At 58.5% G+C, this 13,858-nt stretch carries 25 protein-coding genes and 1 tRNA gene; 23 read left to right on the top strand and 3 right to left on the bottom strand.

Going from position 1 to position 13,858, the window contains the following annotated elements; genetic code table 11:
* Positions 1-232: 232 nt before the first annotated feature.
* The 3 genes from AXW79_RS22690 to AXW79_RS02015 form a co-directional block, all read right to left on the bottom strand.
* Entirely contained in the window at positions 233-484 is a 252-nt protein-coding gene (locus tag AXW79_RS22690; RefSeq protein WP_073531743.1) for a hypothetical protein, read from the bottom strand.
* A 214-nt stretch (positions 485-698) separates the two neighbouring features.
* Positions 699-769: transfer RNA gene (locus AXW79_RS02020), tRNA-OTHER, on the bottom strand.
* A 386-nt stretch (positions 770-1,155) separates the two neighbouring features.
* A complete protein-coding gene (locus tag AXW79_RS02015) occupies positions 1,156-1,890 on the bottom strand; it encodes a helix-turn-helix domain-containing protein (RefSeq protein WP_238325311.1) in 735 nt (244 codons plus the stop codon).
* Between the two features lie 16 nt (positions 1,891-1,906).
* On the opposite strand from AXW79_RS02015, the gene AXW79_RS02010 reads away from it, so the two are divergent.
* The 23 genes from AXW79_RS02010 to AXW79_RS01905 all read left to right on the top strand — a co-directional run bounded on the left by AXW79_RS02010 (position 1,907) and on the right by AXW79_RS01905 (position 13,857).
* Positions 1,907-2,113: a Cro/CI family transcriptional regulator gene (locus tag AXW79_RS02010; protein ID WP_043150705.1), complete on the top strand. Its 207-nt coding sequence runs from the start codon at positions 1,907-1,909 to the stop codon at positions 2,111-2,113.
* Positions 2,114-2,151: 38 nt separating this feature from the next.
* A complete protein-coding gene (locus AXW79_RS02005; RefSeq protein ID WP_043150708.1) occupies positions 2,152-2,571 on the top strand; it encodes a hypothetical protein in 420 nt (139 codons plus the stop codon).
* A 5-nt stretch (positions 2,572-2,576) separates the two neighbouring features.
* Positions 2,577-2,780 carry a hypothetical protein gene (locus AXW79_RS02000; protein ID WP_043150711.1) on the top strand — a complete coding sequence of 68 codons (204 nt, stop codon included), beginning with the start codon at positions 2,577-2,579 and terminating at the stop codon, positions 2,778-2,780.
* A gap of 50 nt (positions 2,781-2,830) precedes the next feature.
* Complete coding sequence (locus tag AXW79_RS23270; protein WP_169817202.1) at positions 2,831-2,983, top strand: hypothetical protein; 153 nt, start codon at positions 2,831-2,833, stop codon at positions 2,981-2,983.
* The gene (locus AXW79_RS01995; protein WP_043150714.1) at positions 2,980-4,593 is read left to right on the top strand and encodes a DNA cytosine methyltransferase; all 1,614 of its coding nucleotides are present in this window, start codon (positions 2,980-2,982) and stop codon (positions 4,591-4,593) included. Before AXW79_RS23270 ends, AXW79_RS01995 begins: the two co-directional genes overlap by 4 nt.
* Positions 4,590-5,732: a hypothetical protein gene (locus AXW79_RS01990; RefSeq protein WP_052446559.1), complete on the top strand. Its 1,143-nt coding sequence runs from the start codon at positions 4,590-4,592 to the stop codon at positions 5,730-5,732. The genes AXW79_RS01995 and AXW79_RS01990 overlap by 4 nt, the downstream gene beginning before the upstream one ends.
* Complete coding sequence (locus AXW79_RS01985; protein WP_052446560.1) at positions 5,732-6,403, top strand: replication protein P; 672 nt, start codon at positions 5,732-5,734, stop codon at positions 6,401-6,403. The genes AXW79_RS01990 and AXW79_RS01985 overlap by 1 nt, the downstream gene beginning before the upstream one ends.
* Complete coding sequence (locus AXW79_RS01980; RefSeq protein WP_043150718.1) at positions 6,390-6,692, top strand: hypothetical protein; 303 nt, start codon at positions 6,390-6,392, stop codon at positions 6,690-6,692. The genes AXW79_RS01985 and AXW79_RS01980 overlap by 14 nt, the downstream gene beginning before the upstream one ends.
* An 83-nt stretch (positions 6,693-6,775) precedes the next feature.
* On the top strand, positions 6,776-7,072 hold the full coding sequence (locus AXW79_RS01975) for a hypothetical protein (RefSeq protein ID WP_043150720.1): 297 nt from the start codon (positions 6,776-6,778) through the stop codon (positions 7,070-7,072).
* Positions 7,069-7,242 carry a hypothetical protein gene (locus AXW79_RS22685; RefSeq protein WP_155395604.1) on the top strand — a complete coding sequence of 58 codons (174 nt, stop codon included), beginning with the start codon at positions 7,069-7,071 and terminating at the stop codon, positions 7,240-7,242. The genes AXW79_RS01975 and AXW79_RS22685 overlap by 4 nt, the downstream gene beginning before the upstream one ends.
* Before the next feature lie 250 nt (positions 7,243-7,492).
* Positions 7,493-7,933, top strand: a complete 441-nt coding sequence (locus AXW79_RS01965; RefSeq protein ID WP_043150725.1) for a recombination protein NinB — start codon at positions 7,493-7,495, stop codon at positions 7,931-7,933.
* Entirely contained in the window at positions 7,930-8,139 is a 210-nt protein-coding gene (locus AXW79_RS01960; protein WP_043150727.1) for a hypothetical protein, read from the top strand. The genes AXW79_RS01965 and AXW79_RS01960 overlap by 4 nt, the downstream gene beginning before the upstream one ends.
* A complete protein-coding gene (locus tag AXW79_RS01955; RefSeq protein ID WP_043150729.1) occupies positions 8,136-8,453 on the top strand; it encodes a Ref family recombination enhancement nuclease in 318 nt (105 codons plus the stop codon). Before AXW79_RS01960 ends, AXW79_RS01955 begins: the two co-directional genes overlap by 4 nt.
* Entirely contained in the window at positions 8,450-8,689 is a 240-nt protein-coding gene (locus AXW79_RS01950) for a hypothetical protein (RefSeq protein WP_043150731.1), read from the top strand. The genes AXW79_RS01955 and AXW79_RS01950 overlap by 4 nt, the downstream gene beginning before the upstream one ends.
* On the top strand, positions 8,686-9,108 hold the full coding sequence (locus AXW79_RS01945) for a hypothetical protein (protein ID WP_043150734.1): 423 nt from the start codon (positions 8,686-8,688) through the stop codon (positions 9,106-9,108). The genes AXW79_RS01950 and AXW79_RS01945 overlap by 4 nt, the downstream gene beginning before the upstream one ends.
* Positions 9,105-9,716 carry a hypothetical protein gene (locus AXW79_RS01940; RefSeq protein ID WP_043150737.1) on the top strand — a complete coding sequence of 204 codons (612 nt, stop codon included), beginning with the start codon at positions 9,105-9,107 and terminating at the stop codon, positions 9,714-9,716. The genes AXW79_RS01945 and AXW79_RS01940 overlap by 4 nt, the downstream gene beginning before the upstream one ends.
* 88 nt (positions 9,717-9,804) lie before the next feature.
* Complete coding sequence (locus tag AXW79_RS01935; protein WP_005310242.1) at positions 9,805-9,999, top strand: DUF3283 family protein; 195 nt, start codon at positions 9,805-9,807, stop codon at positions 9,997-9,999.
* A 21-nt stretch (positions 10,000-10,020) separates the two neighbouring features.
* On the top strand, positions 10,021-10,245 hold the full coding sequence (locus tag AXW79_RS01930; protein ID WP_043150739.1) for a hypothetical protein: 225 nt from the start codon (positions 10,021-10,023) through the stop codon (positions 10,243-10,245).
* A gap of 145 nt (positions 10,246-10,390) precedes the next feature.
* Entirely contained in the window at positions 10,391-10,603 is a 213-nt protein-coding gene (locus AXW79_RS01925; RefSeq protein WP_005310246.1) for a hypothetical protein, read from the top strand.
* The gene (locus AXW79_RS01920; protein ID WP_005310248.1) at positions 10,600-11,091 is read left to right on the top strand and encodes a lysozyme; all 492 of its coding nucleotides are present in this window, start codon (positions 10,600-10,602) and stop codon (positions 11,089-11,091) included. Before AXW79_RS01925 ends, AXW79_RS01920 begins: the two co-directional genes overlap by 4 nt.
* Positions 11,034-11,645 carry a DUF2514 domain-containing protein gene (locus AXW79_RS21990; RefSeq protein ID WP_338151550.1) on the top strand — a complete coding sequence of 204 codons (612 nt, stop codon included), beginning with the start codon at positions 11,034-11,036 and terminating at the stop codon, positions 11,643-11,645. The genes AXW79_RS01920 and AXW79_RS21990 overlap by 58 nt, the downstream gene beginning before the upstream one ends.
* A gap of 144 nt (positions 11,646-11,789) precedes the next feature.
* On the top strand, positions 11,790-12,314 hold the full coding sequence (locus AXW79_RS01910; protein WP_139242518.1) for a hypothetical protein: 525 nt from the start codon (positions 11,790-11,792) through the stop codon (positions 12,312-12,314).
* The gene (locus AXW79_RS01905) at positions 12,304-13,857 is read left to right on the top strand and encodes a hypothetical protein (protein ID WP_043150744.1); all 1,554 of its coding nucleotides are present in this window, start codon (positions 12,304-12,306) and stop codon (positions 13,855-13,857) included. The genes AXW79_RS01910 and AXW79_RS01905 overlap by 11 nt, the downstream gene beginning before the upstream one ends.
* Position 13,858 lies beyond the last annotated feature (1 nt).

Below are 13,858 nucleotides of genomic sequence, written 5' to 3'. Positions count from 1 at the left end.
GTTTGGCAGGTAAAAGACGAGTGATAAATCGTTCACGTTCACACACCGCTTTCCGGTTTTAACGGGGTATCGGCGCATCCCTACCGGCATTGGGATTCGTGGTTGTGAGCCGGTTCCAGGCTGTTAAAGAGCGAGCTCAGCCGGATTTGGCGTGAGCGAAGCCAAAGCAACCTTGCGGTGCTTCAAAAAGAGGCTTTGGCTACGGCGCTATCAGGGAAGCGCCAGGCCCGGGTCAGACGGCGTTGCGGTGGTTTTGTGCTGTCAGGTTCAGCATCAGGCGGTGGCCTTGTGGGATTCGGCCAAGGCGCTGGTTGGCTATGACTCGCTTTTCTGCCAACTTCTGGCGGCGGATATCGTCGGCAATGGCGCTGGCACGGCGATGAAGGGCGACTCGGCGGGAGTGGTTTCCGCTCAGTCGGTCGGCGATAGAGGCAATGACTTTGTCGGCTCGATTCGCGGCTCTGGAAAAAATGTTCTGGGTCATGGTACATTTACTCCTGTTGGCGAGTTGGTCCTCGCTGATTCCCACCGGTTTAGGCTGGTCGGGGTCCTGATTGCCGGGGTTGGTCCCCTGGCATTCTGATTGGGGTGGTACCCCAGTCCTTCGAAGCCCGCCTTGTGCGGGCTTTGTCGTTCTTACGCGCTGGTCAGGCGCTTGCCCTTGCGGGCGGGTCCTGATTACCGAGTGTCTAAATCTTGTGTGGTGGCAGGATTCGAACCTGCGCGCTCACTCCGTCGAGTCGGCTCTACCGCTGAGACCTACACCACAACTGCGGATTGCACCGCTATTGCTTTCAGTCCGGGCGGCTCGACCAATCCAGTGGGACCAAACTTGCTGGTCTTCCTGTCGCTGCCTTAGATCCGATGCCGGTGTCCTATCAATGCAATCCCAGTTGTGTTCTGGCCTTTACTCCGCCAGAGCGGGAGGTTACCCAAGACCTTCACCACGATTGGCCGCCTTCATCGCTGCCCCTTACTGTTACCGGTCTTGGCTATTCGATTGTTTTACCGAACAAGGCAAAGGTTAATATTCCCGAACACTCTCGTCAATACAAAATGTTCGGTTTAACGAACTTTTTTTCTTTGAGTGTTACTTCAGCCGATCGGCGGATACAAAAAAGCCCGCACTGGGCGGGCTGTTCGGGGTAGGGGTATCTACTCTTTCACGTCTCTGCGGAGTTCAACCATCCGGCCATACACCACCACATCCTTGATTGGCACCACACCAAGGCGTTGATCGTCCGTCACCAAGCTGATACCTGACAACCCATCCAGCGCTTTGAGCAGGCGCGCTTGCTTGTTGCTATCCAGGCGAACCAACAGGATATCGCCATGGCGAGCCTGCCGGTCTGCCAAGTCAATGACGCAGATGTCACCAGCCTTAATCCCCGAGCCAGCAAGGTTGTCATCACTGGCGATGACGCCTATCAACTGGCCATCTGAATCGCTGAATATGTGGCGACCACTATCCAGAGTAGAAAGAGCATCTGTGGGGTGTTTTCCAAGCTCAGGCATTTCCCACACGGGCACCTTGCCGAGGTTTGTATCTGTGACATAGGTGCCGCTTTCCTTGCCTGTGTAGAGCCACAGCGGATCGCAACCAAGAGCCTTGGCGATGGAGAGCAAGCTACTCACCCTCAAATCCTTGACCGGGTCAGACAGGAGAACTGAGATAACGGCCTTGCTTACCCCGGACTTGCGCACCAGGTCGGCCTGCTTCCAGCCTCGCTCCCTGAGCATGTATTCCAGTCGGTCTCTAAAAGAGGTCATGTCAATCTCGTTCGTATAAAAAAACACTCCCCCATTTTGGCTTATTTCATGTGCGCTATGCCGATGGTTGACTTGTTCGGTAAACCGAACCAAAATGTGGTCTGTATTGTCAGCAACCATGAAAGGACCCCGACCAATGAAAAAAAATCGCGCCATCAAGTTCTTTGGCGGTAACAACGCCCTGGCTCGCGCCATTGGTGTCACGAAGAGCACCGTGTCCGAATGGCCGGAAGTTATCCCTGAGAAGTACGCCTCCCGCATTCACTTCGCATCCGGAGAGGAGCTTGATTTCGGTCTGGAAGACTACCGACCGGAACCAGTAGAAACCAAGCAGGCCGCTTAACCACCGGCCTGAATAATCACCAACAGAGGACCAGCACAATGAGCAGAGCAGCCCTGCCTGATCACGAAAACATGAGCACCATTTCACCCCTACGATTGCGCGGAACGCCGGCTCAGAGAGAGGTTTGGCGTGAAGTGGCGGCAGAATTTTGCATGACTGAAACTGCATTTGCCCGAGTCTCGCTACTAACCCTACTCAATTCCATATCTCAACACGAGCCAGAGATTTTGGCGAGGGCCGTAAAACGAGCCAGCCGAATCCTAATGGCGCAAGGGTATCCGCCAGCGACCATTGAAGAAATTCTTAGCGGATATGGACTGCCTGAGTACGGAAAGCTTGCGTTCACTCCTGATGATGAGGCCGCTTACGAGAATGAGCGCCATAAGACTCCGGTAGAAAAGCTCAAGGTCGAATATGAAAAAATCCGCAATTTGGTCAACTCAATATTAAGAAGGTAGTAGCTATGTCACATAAAACAGCTCAACCCATTAGCGAACGCAGCAACATCATTTTGAAAGCAGTCATGCATGAGCTTGCCCTGCATCTGGAGGACGATTCTGTGATCACTATCGCTCAAGCTGCCGGCACCGATAAAACCGCCGTTCGCCTGGCTCGCGAGCTGCAGGCCCGCACCGTTGAGCGTGCAGAGACGCAGCACAACGCATAACCACCTCTTGTCCGACTAACCACCGGGCATTTGAATCAGGACCTCAGACAATGACCAAACCAATCCTGGCCCATGAGGGCCAACCCTTTTCGCACGATCTCAACCACTGCCCTTTGTGTGGCAGTGAGCTGCAATCCGGTACCGACGACCGCGCCTTTGAGTGCCCCGCTTGCGAGTACACCGAGCAGGAGGTGGCAGCATGATCTACGGCAGCGTTTGCAGCGGCATCGAGGCAGCGTCGCTGGCTTGGGAGCCTCTTGGCTGGAACCCTGCGTGGTTCGCCGAGATTGAGCCATTCCCGAGCGCAGTGCTGGCACACCACTGGCCACACGTCACCAACCTTGGCGATATGACCAAGATAGCGACTGCAGTCCTCAAGGGGAATGTGGTGGCTCCAGACATCCTTGTTGGCGGAACGCCATGTCAGGCGTTTTCTGTTGCCGGCGCCCGTCAGGGGCTGGCTGATGACCGTGGTTTTCTGACTATCAAGTACGTGGAGCTTGCCAATGCCATTGATCAAAAACGAGCAGCAGCTGGAGCTGTTCCCTGCATCACCGTCTGGGAAAACGTCCCCGGCGTCCTCTCGTCAAAAGACAACGCTTTTGGCGCATTCCTTGGCCTCCTTGCCGGGGAAGATTGCGAGCTCATCCCACCAGGGAAGAAATGGGAAAACGCTGGTTGTGTGCTTGGCCCCCAAAGAGCAGTCGCGTGGCGGGTCATCGATGCCCAATATTTCGGAGTGGCCCAACGACGCCGCCGTGTGTTCGTTGTCGCAAGTGCTCGAGAAGGGTTCGATCCCGCAAAAGTTCTTTTTGAGTGCGAAGGCGTGCGCCGGGATTCTGCGCCGAGCAGAGAAGCGGGGAAGGCAGTTGCCGCCCTTACTGCAAACGGCGCTGGAACGTGTGGCGCAGATGACAACCAAGGCCAAGCCGGGCATCTGATCCCTCTTGCGACCAGCACTGGACACATCTCCCATTGTTTGAATGCTGGCGGGATGGGGCGCATCGACTACGAAACGGAGACGATGGTCGTCCACGGCACCCAAGACCCAGACACCAAAGTCGAGCTGGCTCACACGCTAGGGTGCAATCAGGGGCAGGAAAATGCGGTACTGACCGAGTACAACAGCATCAAAGACCACGACCGGCGTGTCATCTTCGCCGCCAATAACTGGGATGAATTGGTACGAGAGAATCCGCCTTGCGTCACCGCCGACATCACCCACACCCTGAAAGCGGAAGGCTTCAACGCCAGCGAGGATGGCACTGGCAGGGGGCAACCGATTGTGCCGGTGGCCTTCAGCTCCAAGGACGATGGCGGCGATGCCACTGAAAACACGTCTCCGACACTGAGGGCGAGCGGTCATGCGGATAGTCACGCCAACGCAGGCGCACATCCTGCGGTGGCATACACAACCAAGCTGCACAATACGACTAGCAACGGCGCAGGTAAATTCTACGAGGAATACACGATCTCTCTCGACAGAAGCAGCCCTCCGCCTGCCCTTGTTTCCACGATGGCCGTCCGCCGCCTAACCCCTGTTGAGTGCGAGCGCCTGCAGGGTTTTCCTGACAATCACACCATGATACCGGCTGCGAAGCGCAACAAACTGATCGCAGATGAATTGGTCTATTTGCGCCGCCACTTCCCACTCATACCTGAGGAAGAGGCGCACCGGATGGCAGCAGACGGCCCTCGCTATAAGGCGATCGGCAACTCCATGGCGGTACCGTGCATGGAATTTATCGGGCGACGCATAGAACTTCATCTCTCTGAAACTGGCTTTTGCCGTGCCGATGAGGAGGCAGCATGAGCACTGTTCTCAAATTCCCGGGGGCAGTCGCCCCCATTTCCAAACCTATCAGCAGAGGTAGCAGCGTGAGCACCAACAGGCGCAGCGGATATGTGATCTGCTGGCGGTCACTGATGGCCGCCGACTGGGCAAAGAGCGCAGTGAAGTTTGCCGGATGGATGCGGATCATCAGTCTCGCAGCCTATGAGGAGTGCGCTGTGAGCTACAAGGGGCGCGAGTGGACGCTGATGAGGGGTCAGCTGGTGATCAGCACCACCGAGTTTGGTTCGCTGTTGCGTGACGAGCGCGGGAGAGCCCTATCCAAGCAAGCCACCGATCGACTGCTTGGGTGGTTTGAGCGAGAGGGCATGGTGACAATACAGGGCACCCCATGGGGGTCGGTGATCACCGTCAACAACTATGACGACTACCAGGCCGCGATCATGGCTGTGGACACTGTCGAGCCAGCACCAGAAAATTCAGCTCCAAATGAGCAAAAAGAGACTCAATTGGGTGGCGTTTCGGTCGGTACACCGACCGGTACGCTGACCGGTACGCCAACCGAAACACTCAAAGCCGCGCCAGATATGGGCTTGCAGCCTACTGTTGATGCGCCCTCCGGTGTACCGATCGGTGTTTCGACCGGTACGACAACAGAACAAGAAATAAATACATTAAAAGAAAACATAAAGATCTCTTCGTCGAAGAACGCTGACGCGCTCCCCGACGCCGGAGTTGTTGAATCGGTTTCAACGCCTGTCGAAAAGCTCCGCCCAGATGCTGCCATCCAGACCCCGAGCGGGAAATTCTGGGGAACTCAGGATGATCTGACCTGCGCCGAGTACATCCAGGGCAAGGTCATGGTGGTCAACCCGACAGCCAAGATCCCCAACTGGGCGCAGTGGGCGAACGAGATCCGCCTGATGCGGGCACAGGACGGGCGCACCCATCACGAAATCTGCTCGCTGTTCAAGTGGGCCAACCTTGATCCCTTCTGGTCTACCAACGTGCAGTGCCCCAAGACCCTGCGCAAGCAGTGGGACAAGCTGCAGGCCAAGCGGATAGGGCAGGCCCGTCAGCCAGCACAGGGCGACGAGTGGGATCTGACCAAAACCATGACGGCCGAAAAACTCAACCAGATGATCGGGGAGGGGTACTGATGGCCATGAAACCGTTAAGCGAGGTACTGGCCAGCATGCCGAGCGAGATCCAGGCCACGCCGGTTCGCCCAGTTGCCGCCTCCGTGACCGAGCAAGATACCCAGGTGGTGGCCCGGTTGTTCGAGCAGCTCAAGGTGATTTTCCCTGCTTGGCAACGGGCCTTTCCAAACCCGGAGATGCAGGCTCGAGCGCTGCGGGAGTGGACGGTTGCCCTAGTCGAAGCCAACTGCACCAGCCGCGAGCAACTGGGCCATGGGATGCGGGTTGCTCGCCAGCAGCAGATCCCGTTTTTCCCCGGCACTGGCCAGTTTATCAAGTGGTGTCAGATCACCCCTGAATCGCTGGGGCTGCCGACGCTGGATACTGCGCTGGTCGAGGTGCGAACTCGCCGGTTCACCCATCCCGCAGTAGAGCTGGCCGCCAAAGCGACAAGCTGGGAGTGCAAGACGCTTAGCCTGGATGCATACCGGCCTGTGTTTGAGCAGGCATACACCCAGCTGCTGCGCCGGGTTGTGGCCGGGGAGGACTTGGGCGCCGAAGTCCTCAAGGGGCTGCCGACCAGGGAGCAGATCCAGCACAGCCCTGAGTTTTACCAGCAGACTGGCCAGCGAGGCGTGGAAAGCCTCAAGGCGTTGTTCAAGCGAGGAGGGCTTCCTGATGTTCAATCCTGACGTGATCGCCGCCGTGCGCGAGGCAAAGTTCTGCCGAGTTGTGATTTACCCGGCTGTTCGTGGCTGGTGCGGTGAGCGGGTGCTGTTGGAGGTGTCCGACGATATCGCCGCACTTGGGTACACCGATTGCCAGCGTGGAGCAGGGCATTGGCTGGTGCTCGACACGACGCCGGAGCAAGTGGCGCAGGAGGCCGAACGCCTGAGAGGCGCGCCAGTGCTGGCGTTGAGAGGGTGTGTTGCAAATGGAGCTGTGGATAACTTGCGTAGGGAGGGCCTTGCCAACCAGTGACACAGGGAGTACCGAGCCGTAACATGAGCAAGTACGAAAACCGGACCTAGACCACCCGGTGATTTAACCAAAAGGACCCCGATATGACCGAAAAACTGACTACCCGAGATCTATCTACCGCGACCCAGTTGGGGCGCGTTATCGCCATCATGAGCGATGGCAAGTCACGCACTCTGCGCGACATTGAACGCGAGTGCTGGAGCCGCTACGGCCACGCCGACACCCAAGCCGCCATCAGCGCCCGCCTGCGCGAAGTCTGTTGCCATGGCTGGGTGAAGCACTCCAGCAACCAGAACATCGACGGCAAGCACGTGTGGCATTACTGCCTCTCGCCGTTCCCCACAGCTGAGGCCGTTGCGGCTAAGGCGGTGGCAGCATGAGATTCGCCATGACAATCGCCGCCGTTATGGCGGCCAGCGCTCCGGCCTGGATTAACCCGATCCGCTTCACGCCATCCAGTTCATTCTGCATCCCCAACCCGCGCAATGACAGGGCCGCAAAACGCCAGCGTGCCGCAGCCAAGCGCCGCAACAAAGCCAAGCGGGGGTGAGGATGAGAGCTAAATACGTAGTTCACCCTGGAATGGTAACGAGTGACCAGGACAAGCAGAGGCATTACATCGGGCCAATGGCGCTGATGAGGCTGTACGGGGTAAGTCCGGACGAGTGCGAAATCTACGAGCCAGCCAGTTGGTGGACTGAAAGCTGCTACCTGATGGCAAAGGAGCGGAATGCTGGGTTGACCCATCTCCGCCCAAGAGCTGACGGGAACTATTCACTACCTGCATCCGGCGGTGTCGCATGAGCTACCCCAAGTATTTCCTCCGCAGCCCTGATATCCGGTCCCGCGCCTGCCAGCTGGTAGCAAGTCTGCCGGTAGACCAGGACAAACCGCTGATCATCGAAATCAAGGAGATGACCCGCTCGCTGGCCCAGAACGCCCTGTTTTGGGCTGTCATGACCGACATCGCCGAACAGGTGGACTGGCACGGTCGCAAGCTCTCCAAGGAGGACTGGAAGCACGTCCTCTCCGCCGCCCTGTACCAGCAGGACGTTGTGCCGAATATCGACGGCAACGGGTTCGTGGTGCTGGGCAAGTCCACCTCCAAGATGACAGTGCGCGAGATGCGCGATCTCATCGAGCTGGCTCAGTCTTTCGGTGCCCAGCAGGGCGTGCGGTTCGGGGATGAATCTCGCCGCGGCTTCGACTGGGTGGCGGCATATGGGAGGGCTGCGGCATGATGGAGGTATTGGCTATTTTTGGGTGGGCAGTGCTGCTGGTTGTCTCGCTGTTCATCATGACCGCCGCTGGAGTTGGGTTGGTGGTATCTCGCGGGTTTACCGGTCGGGTGGAGGGCGCCTTTGTGGTGATGCTCTTGGTCGGTGCTGCAATGGCCTGGTTTGCATGGGGCGTTAAGCCGTTCGTGCTGATGATGGTGGCGGCATGAGCAAGACAAAGGCCGAAAAACGCTGGTTGGATGACGTAGCCTCTTTGGGTTGCGTGGCATGCCGTAACGCCGGGCACGGCCCCAGCCAGAGTGAGATCCATCATGTGCGCTCTGGATCTGGCATGGCCCAGCGTGCAGCTCACAACCGTGTGCTGCCGCTGTGCCCTCAGCATCACCGCGCTTGCTACCCCACCGGATTCCACGCCGCACCAAAGAGCTGGCAGGCTGAACACGGTAGCGAGGAGCAACTGCTGGCCCAGGTGGTCAGTGAAGTGTCAGCGCTGCGCAAGAACACCATCGGGAGGGCAGCATGAGCGGAAAAGTGGTCAGCCTGAGCGAGGTCAAGAAGGAGAGCGGTGCCAACGTTGTCTCCATCCTGGAGCAGGTCCTTGAGAGCGCCAAGCGTGGGGAGGTGGTCAACTGCCTGATCGTGACGGTCAATAGCGATGACTCCTGCTCCAGGGCATGGGCGAACGGACACCATCCTTTTTCATTGTTGGGGCAGCTGGAGAATGCCAAGGCCAGCTTCATGGAGGCGAACCTGGAATGATCCACCTATCCGCCATTGAAGCCGGTCGCCTGCTCAGCAAGCACCCGAAAGCCAAGAGGGTCGTGGAACAGGCCAAGAAAGCGCAGCAGGTGGGCACCCTGCACCAGCGAGTATTGGCCCAGCTCGTCGGCTTGCCAGAACCAACCACAGAGCTGGTATTCCACCCCAAGCGCAAGTGGCGGTTCGACTACGCCTGGGAAGAGCAGATGATCGCCCTCGAGATCCACGGCGGCATCCACTCTGGCGGCCGGCACACCAGGGGGAGGGGGTTCGTAGAGGACCGAGCCAAGATGAACGAGGCCTCCCTGCTCGGGTGGATGGTCATTGAGGCCACCCCCGAGCACATCAAATCCGGCCAGCTTCGCGCCTGGCTGCTTGCCGCTTTCAATCAGGACCAAGACCAGAGGACCAACCCATGAGCATCGAGCTTCTTATCAAATTGCACAGCCCCAAGGCTGTATCCATCGAGGCAGAGTCACAGCGATCCGGTCGTTCACCGGATAGCGTAGGGCGCGAGGAGGTGCTGTCCGCCCTGGCTCACGCTGAGCACCTGCACCCTGTCGGCGTGATGGTACTGCGTGCCCGTCATCTGTCTGATGGGCTGGCCGTGCGTCAGCTCGTCGAGAGTTACCCACCCAGCGCCGTGATGAGTGCGGCAGGGTTACAGGGTGACAGTGAGCGACTGTTACGCCTCTACAAGCGCCACCACCCATATGGACGCCGTGAGGCAAGGCGGGCTCGGGAGCTGGAGTTGCTGGGGGATCACGATAACGCGGCTCGGGTGCGGGCACTCATTCTCTCTCGCTGTGAGCGGGATACCCAGGGCGGGCGCTGCCCAGCCTGCTCCGGTACCGGTGAACTCACCAAGCCAAAGCCTCATACCTGCCCGCACTGTCACGCCGGATACATCTCGGCACCACCACTGGCCACCGATGCAGAGCGCAGCGCAGCTCAGGAACTGCAGTATTGCTACAGTGACGCGGTTCGGGCGTTTCACCAGTACCTGGATAAGGCCAAGGCAGCATAATGACTCAGCTCGCAGATTAGGCGCCCATGTGGCGCCTTTTTCTTTTCCTCTCCGCTGCGTGCGGTATCATCGGCAGCAGGAGGGCACCATGAGCCACAATCTTTGCAGTTTGCCACCCGAGCAACAAGAACGGGTGGAAGTGGAAAAGGCGGCCGCCTATGCGGTCTGGAAGGAAAGGAACCCGGATATCAAAACACCAGCAGAGAGCGAGGCCGGCAACTACAAGGGTGAGATGCAGGCTTACTTTCTCCAGCAGGTGGAGCGGTACCGGAAGATGAAATAAGCACAAACACGGGAGTGCGTGATGAATAACGAACAGAAGTTGATTCACCATTTGTTGGCTGGAGTGAAAGACCCTCGCTCTGATGTGAAAGCCGCAGCTTTGATTGCCATTGGTGAGAGCGGAATGATTGATGAAGATCTGTTCATTGCCGCGCTAGAGAATGGAGTTAAAGATCCACGGGCAGACGTTAAAGCTGCCGCCCACGCGGGTATGGGGCGAATGCTCAGGGGCGCCAACCGTCAATAATCCGACGCCAGCCAATATCTGCGATTGCTTGCTATTTGCTGACGTGTGGCACAAAATCTACCCATCATAGCCGGACTCTTATTGAGCCCGGCTTTTTCGTATCTGGCCCGCCTTCGTGCGGGCTTTTTCGTTTCTGGGGCGGGGCATGGGGAAAGAGGAAGAGTTGGTCACGGCAGCTGCTGCGGCTGGGGTGGCAAAGTCTGCGCCGCCAGTGGTTGTGTCGGGGATGACCCTGGCTGGTTACTCGCTCAATGACTGGGTGCTTGCTGCCACCTTGCTGTGGATTGCGATTCAGATGGGTTGGTTTGTCTGGTCGAATATCATCAAGCCGCGCTGTCAGCATGGGGGTGCACAGTGAGCAAGGTTCGCATTGCAATCGCGGCTCTTACGTTGAGTGCGGCAGGTTTTGTGGGGATCCTGAATCGGGAAGGGTTTGAACCGGTTGCTTACCCAGACCCGGTACACGGCACCAAACTTCCCACAATTGGGTTCGGGAGCACCGAGGGGGTCCGGATGGGTGACACCATCACCCCCGTTGCAGCGGTGAACCGGAGCTTGCGGGAGGTGCGGGTGTTCGAGAATTCCCTCAAGGCCTGTATCCAGGCCCCCCTCCATCAGTATGAGTTCGATGCCTATGTCGAACTCTCCCACAACATCGGCCCCGGGGCCTTCTGCCGTTCCACCATCGTGAAGCGCCTGAACGTTGGCGATTATCCCGGGGCGTGTGAGGCAATCCTGCTGTTCAAACGCTCGGGCAAACAGGACTGTTCTGCTCCGGGGAATCGGATATGCCCCGGGCTGTGGAAAGACCGACTGCGCCTCAATGCCAAGTGCAAGGGGGAGTGATGGTGGCGATCCCGCAAAGCAGAGTGTTGCCGTTCCTGGCCGGCGCCCTGGTGATAGCAGCATTGGCCGGTGCCGGGGTGGCACTCTACCAGTCAGGCCATTCCGATGGGGAAGAAGGGGAGCGCAAGACCTGGCAGGCGAAGTGGAATGAAGAGTCCGCCAGGCTCGCCACCGCCAGAACCAAGGCTGAGCAGGAAGCCCGGGAAGAAGAGAATCGCCGGCAGGCTGAAATCGATGAGGTGAGAGATCATGCACAAGAACAAATCGCCCAAGCGCAAGCTGATGCAGCTGCTGCTGGCGTTGAGTCTGGTCGGTTGCGCGAGCAAGCCCGCCGCTTGGCAGCCAGAGCAAGTCAGTGCGCCAGTAATCCCAGCACTGCCCAAGGAAGCCCGGCAACCGGACAGCCTGCAATGGTGCTCGCCGACCTGCTCAGCCGGGCTGATGAAAGAGCGGGTGAGCTGGCAGCGGCGTATGACAGAGCTCGAGCATCAGGATTAGCCTGTGAGCGAGCCTATAACTCCCTGCGCACTTCAACCATGAAACCCCGCCCATAACGGCGGGGTTTCTCTTTCTGGTGAGTCCACGGCTCGCCTGCTCGATTACATCGACGCACTGGAGCGCTGTACCAGATAACCATGACCGAGAAATCAGACAAGAAGCCGCCAGCGAAGCGACCGCCGCGTCGCACTGCTGGCACGGTGAATGACGCGCTCAACCCAGACCGCGACCATCGCAAGAAAACTCCCAAGCCTCGCACCAGCAAAGTGGCCCAGCCTGCCCAGCGGCACGGCGTGTATGCCAAGTTCTTTCCCGATGATGTGATTGAGGACGCGGTGCGAGCCAACCTGTCCGACGAGCTGCTTGCCATGCGTTGCGGCTTCCGGAACGGCGTTATTACCCTGGGGCGCATCGCCAAGGATTTGGAATTGCCAGAGGGTGAGCTGGACATAGAGCAGCGCATGGACCTCTACAAGCTCTACACCAGAACGACGAGCGCCATGGATAGCGTGCTTGGTCGCATCATGCAGCTCGAGAAAACCATCGTCGAGATCCCCTATATCGTCGAGAGCACCAAGCACAAGACCGTGCTGATGGAGAAAGACCGGGCGCTCACCGCCAAGGCCAAGGTCGAGTACGAGATCCTGCGCAAGGGCAAGAGCAGCGGCGTCCAGGTTATGTGGAACCTGGGCTTTATGAATCAAGGTGATGGCGATGGAGGTTAGAACCATCACCTATTCCCCGAGCCCGACATTCGAAGCAATCCATCGGGATCGGCCCATGATCGCCGCCGTGCGGGGGCCGGTGGGCTCAGGAAAGTCGGTTGGCTGCGTCATGTTCATGCTGGATGTGTCCATCAACCAGGAGCCCAACGCTGACGGCGTGCGCAAGACGCGCTGGGTGTGCATCCGGAACACTTACGGCGAACTCAAGGCCACGGTCATCAAGACCTTTCAGGACTGGATCCCGGAAGAGGTGTGCCCCATCAAGTTCGACGCCCCGATCGTGGGCTTTATGCGCATCCCGCACCCGGACGGCCAAACCATCATCGAGGCGGAGTTCTTCTTCCTGTCGATGGACCGGCCCAAGGACATTCGCAAGATGCTGTCACTTGAGATGACTGGCGTCTGGATAAACGAGGCTCAGTTCCTCGACCTGAACATTGTGAACGAGGCGGCATCCCGGGCGGTGCAGGCTCGCTACCCATCCGGCAAGGACGGCGGCCCGACGTGGTGCGGGCTCATCATGGATACCAACTCACCGGATGAGGACCACTGGTGGCATGAGTTTGAGCATGGCCAGGACGATGACGGAAACCCGCTCAAGCCGGTCGGTTGGAGTTTCTACGAGCAACCCGGAGCCTTGGTCGAAGTATCACCCGGTGCGCCGATGTCGCCAGACCTGCAGGCACTGATTGATGCCGGCTATTTCCGTGACTACCTGGGGCGCCGGTTCGTCGCCAACCCCAAAGCTGAGAACGTGAAGAACAACAAGAAGGGCTTTGATGCTTGGTTCGATCAGCTCGGCGGCAAGACGCTCAACTGGGTTCGGTCGCGCATCTGCAACCGCTTCGCCACTGTGGCCACCGGCAAGCCGGTCTTCATCGACCACTTCAACCGGGATCTGCATGTCGCCAAGGACAAGCTGGGCCCCATCAAGTCGCTGCCCATCATCATCGGGATGGACTTCGGCCTGACCCCAGCCGCCATCATCGGCCAGGTAACCGCCTTCGGCCAGTTGCGCATCTTGGATGAGGTGGTGGCCACCGGCATGGGGATCGAACGCTTCATTGATGAGCAGCTGTCTCCGCTACTGACCAGCCGCTACGCCAACATGGAGTTCACTATCTGGGGCGACCCAGCAGGTGTAGGCCGCAGTCAGGCAGATGAAACAACCTGCTTCGAAGTGCTTGGCAATAAGGGGATGAATGCAGAGCCTGCGCACACCAACAACCTGATGGCGCGTCTTGAGGGGGTCAGGTGGTGGCTCTCTCGTCTTGTCGGTAAGGGGCAGCCGGCGCTCATCATCAGCCCGCACTGCCGCGTCATCATCAAGGCCTTCGAGACTGGCTACCAGTACAAGCAACTCAACGTGTCAGGCGCCACCAAGTTCACCGACCAGCCAGACAAGAACCAGTATTCCCACCCAGCAGACGCCACACAGTACCTGTGCCTCGGTGTCATGCCGGAACGTGACCGCAAAAAAACCATCGATAGCAATGCCACCAGGGCGGATCAGCGCGCCGCCGACTCTGTAACAGGATACTGAC

The sequence above is a fragment of the Aeromonas salmonicida subsp. salmonicida genome, from assembly GCF_001643305.1.
GTDB lineage: Bacteria > Pseudomonadota > Gammaproteobacteria > Enterobacterales > Aeromonadaceae > Aeromonas > Aeromonas salmonicida.
Note: the sequence above shows the minus strand (reverse complement) of the source record. Positions and strands in the feature narration are given on the sequence as shown.

Excerpts from the sequence above, each read along its gene's own strand:
- AXW79_RS22690 (WP_073531743.1), bottom strand. The coding sequence starts at position 484 with ATGACCCAGAACATTTTTTCCAGAGCCGCGAATCGAGCCGACAAAGTC.
- AXW79_RS02015 (WP_238325311.1), bottom strand. The coding sequence starts at position 1,890 with ATGGTTGCTGACAATACAGACCACATTTTGGTTCGGTTTACCGAACAA.
- AXW79_RS02010 (WP_043150705.1), top strand. The coding sequence starts at position 1,907 with ATGAAAAAAAATCGCGCCATCAAGTTCTTTGGCGGTAACAACGCCCTG.
- AXW79_RS02005 (WP_043150708.1), top strand. The coding sequence starts at position 2,152 with ATGAGCAGAGCAGCCCTGCCTGATCACGAAAACATGAGCACCATTTCA.
- AXW79_RS02000 (WP_043150711.1), top strand. The coding sequence starts at position 2,577 with ATGTCACATAAAACAGCTCAACCCATTAGCGAACGCAGCAACATCATT.
- AXW79_RS23270 (WP_169817202.1), top strand. The coding sequence starts at position 2,831 with ATGACCAAACCAATCCTGGCCCATGAGGGCCAACCCTTTTCGCACGAT.
- AXW79_RS01995 (WP_043150714.1), top strand. The coding sequence starts at position 2,980 with ATGATCTACGGCAGCGTTTGCAGCGGCATCGAGGCAGCGTCGCTGGCT.
- AXW79_RS01990 (WP_052446559.1), top strand. The coding sequence starts at position 4,590 with ATGAGCACTGTTCTCAAATTCCCGGGGGCAGTCGCCCCCATTTCCAAA.
- AXW79_RS01985 (WP_052446560.1), top strand. The coding sequence starts at position 5,732 with ATGGCCATGAAACCGTTAAGCGAGGTACTGGCCAGCATGCCGAGCGAG.
- AXW79_RS01980 (WP_043150718.1), top strand. The coding sequence starts at position 6,390 with ATGTTCAATCCTGACGTGATCGCCGCCGTGCGCGAGGCAAAGTTCTGC.
- AXW79_RS01975 (WP_043150720.1), top strand. The coding sequence starts at position 6,776 with ATGACCGAAAAACTGACTACCCGAGATCTATCTACCGCGACCCAGTTG.
- AXW79_RS22685 (WP_155395604.1), top strand. The coding sequence starts at position 7,069 with ATGAGATTCGCCATGACAATCGCCGCCGTTATGGCGGCCAGCGCTCCG.
- AXW79_RS01965 (WP_043150725.1), top strand. The coding sequence starts at position 7,493 with ATGAGCTACCCCAAGTATTTCCTCCGCAGCCCTGATATCCGGTCCCGC.
- AXW79_RS01960 (WP_043150727.1), top strand. The coding sequence starts at position 7,930 with ATGATGGAGGTATTGGCTATTTTTGGGTGGGCAGTGCTGCTGGTTGTC.
- AXW79_RS01955 (WP_043150729.1), top strand. The coding sequence starts at position 8,136 with ATGAGCAAGACAAAGGCCGAAAAACGCTGGTTGGATGACGTAGCCTCT.
- AXW79_RS01950 (WP_043150731.1), top strand. The coding sequence starts at position 8,450 with ATGAGCGGAAAAGTGGTCAGCCTGAGCGAGGTCAAGAAGGAGAGCGGT.
- AXW79_RS01945 (WP_043150734.1), top strand. The coding sequence starts at position 8,686 with ATGATCCACCTATCCGCCATTGAAGCCGGTCGCCTGCTCAGCAAGCAC.
- AXW79_RS01940 (WP_043150737.1), top strand. The coding sequence starts at position 9,105 with ATGAGCATCGAGCTTCTTATCAAATTGCACAGCCCCAAGGCTGTATCC.
- AXW79_RS01935 (WP_005310242.1), top strand. The coding sequence starts at position 9,805 with ATGAGCCACAATCTTTGCAGTTTGCCACCCGAGCAACAAGAACGGGTG.
- AXW79_RS01930 (WP_043150739.1), top strand. The coding sequence starts at position 10,021 with ATGAATAACGAACAGAAGTTGATTCACCATTTGTTGGCTGGAGTGAAA.
- AXW79_RS01925 (WP_005310246.1), top strand. The coding sequence starts at position 10,391 with ATGGGGAAAGAGGAAGAGTTGGTCACGGCAGCTGCTGCGGCTGGGGTG.
- AXW79_RS21990 (WP_338151550.1), top strand. The coding sequence starts at position 11,034 with ATGCCCCGGGCTGTGGAAAGACCGACTGCGCCTCAATGCCAAGTGCAA.
- AXW79_RS01905 (WP_043150744.1), top strand. The coding sequence starts at position 12,304 with ATGGAGGTTAGAACCATCACCTATTCCCCGAGCCCGACATTCGAAGCA.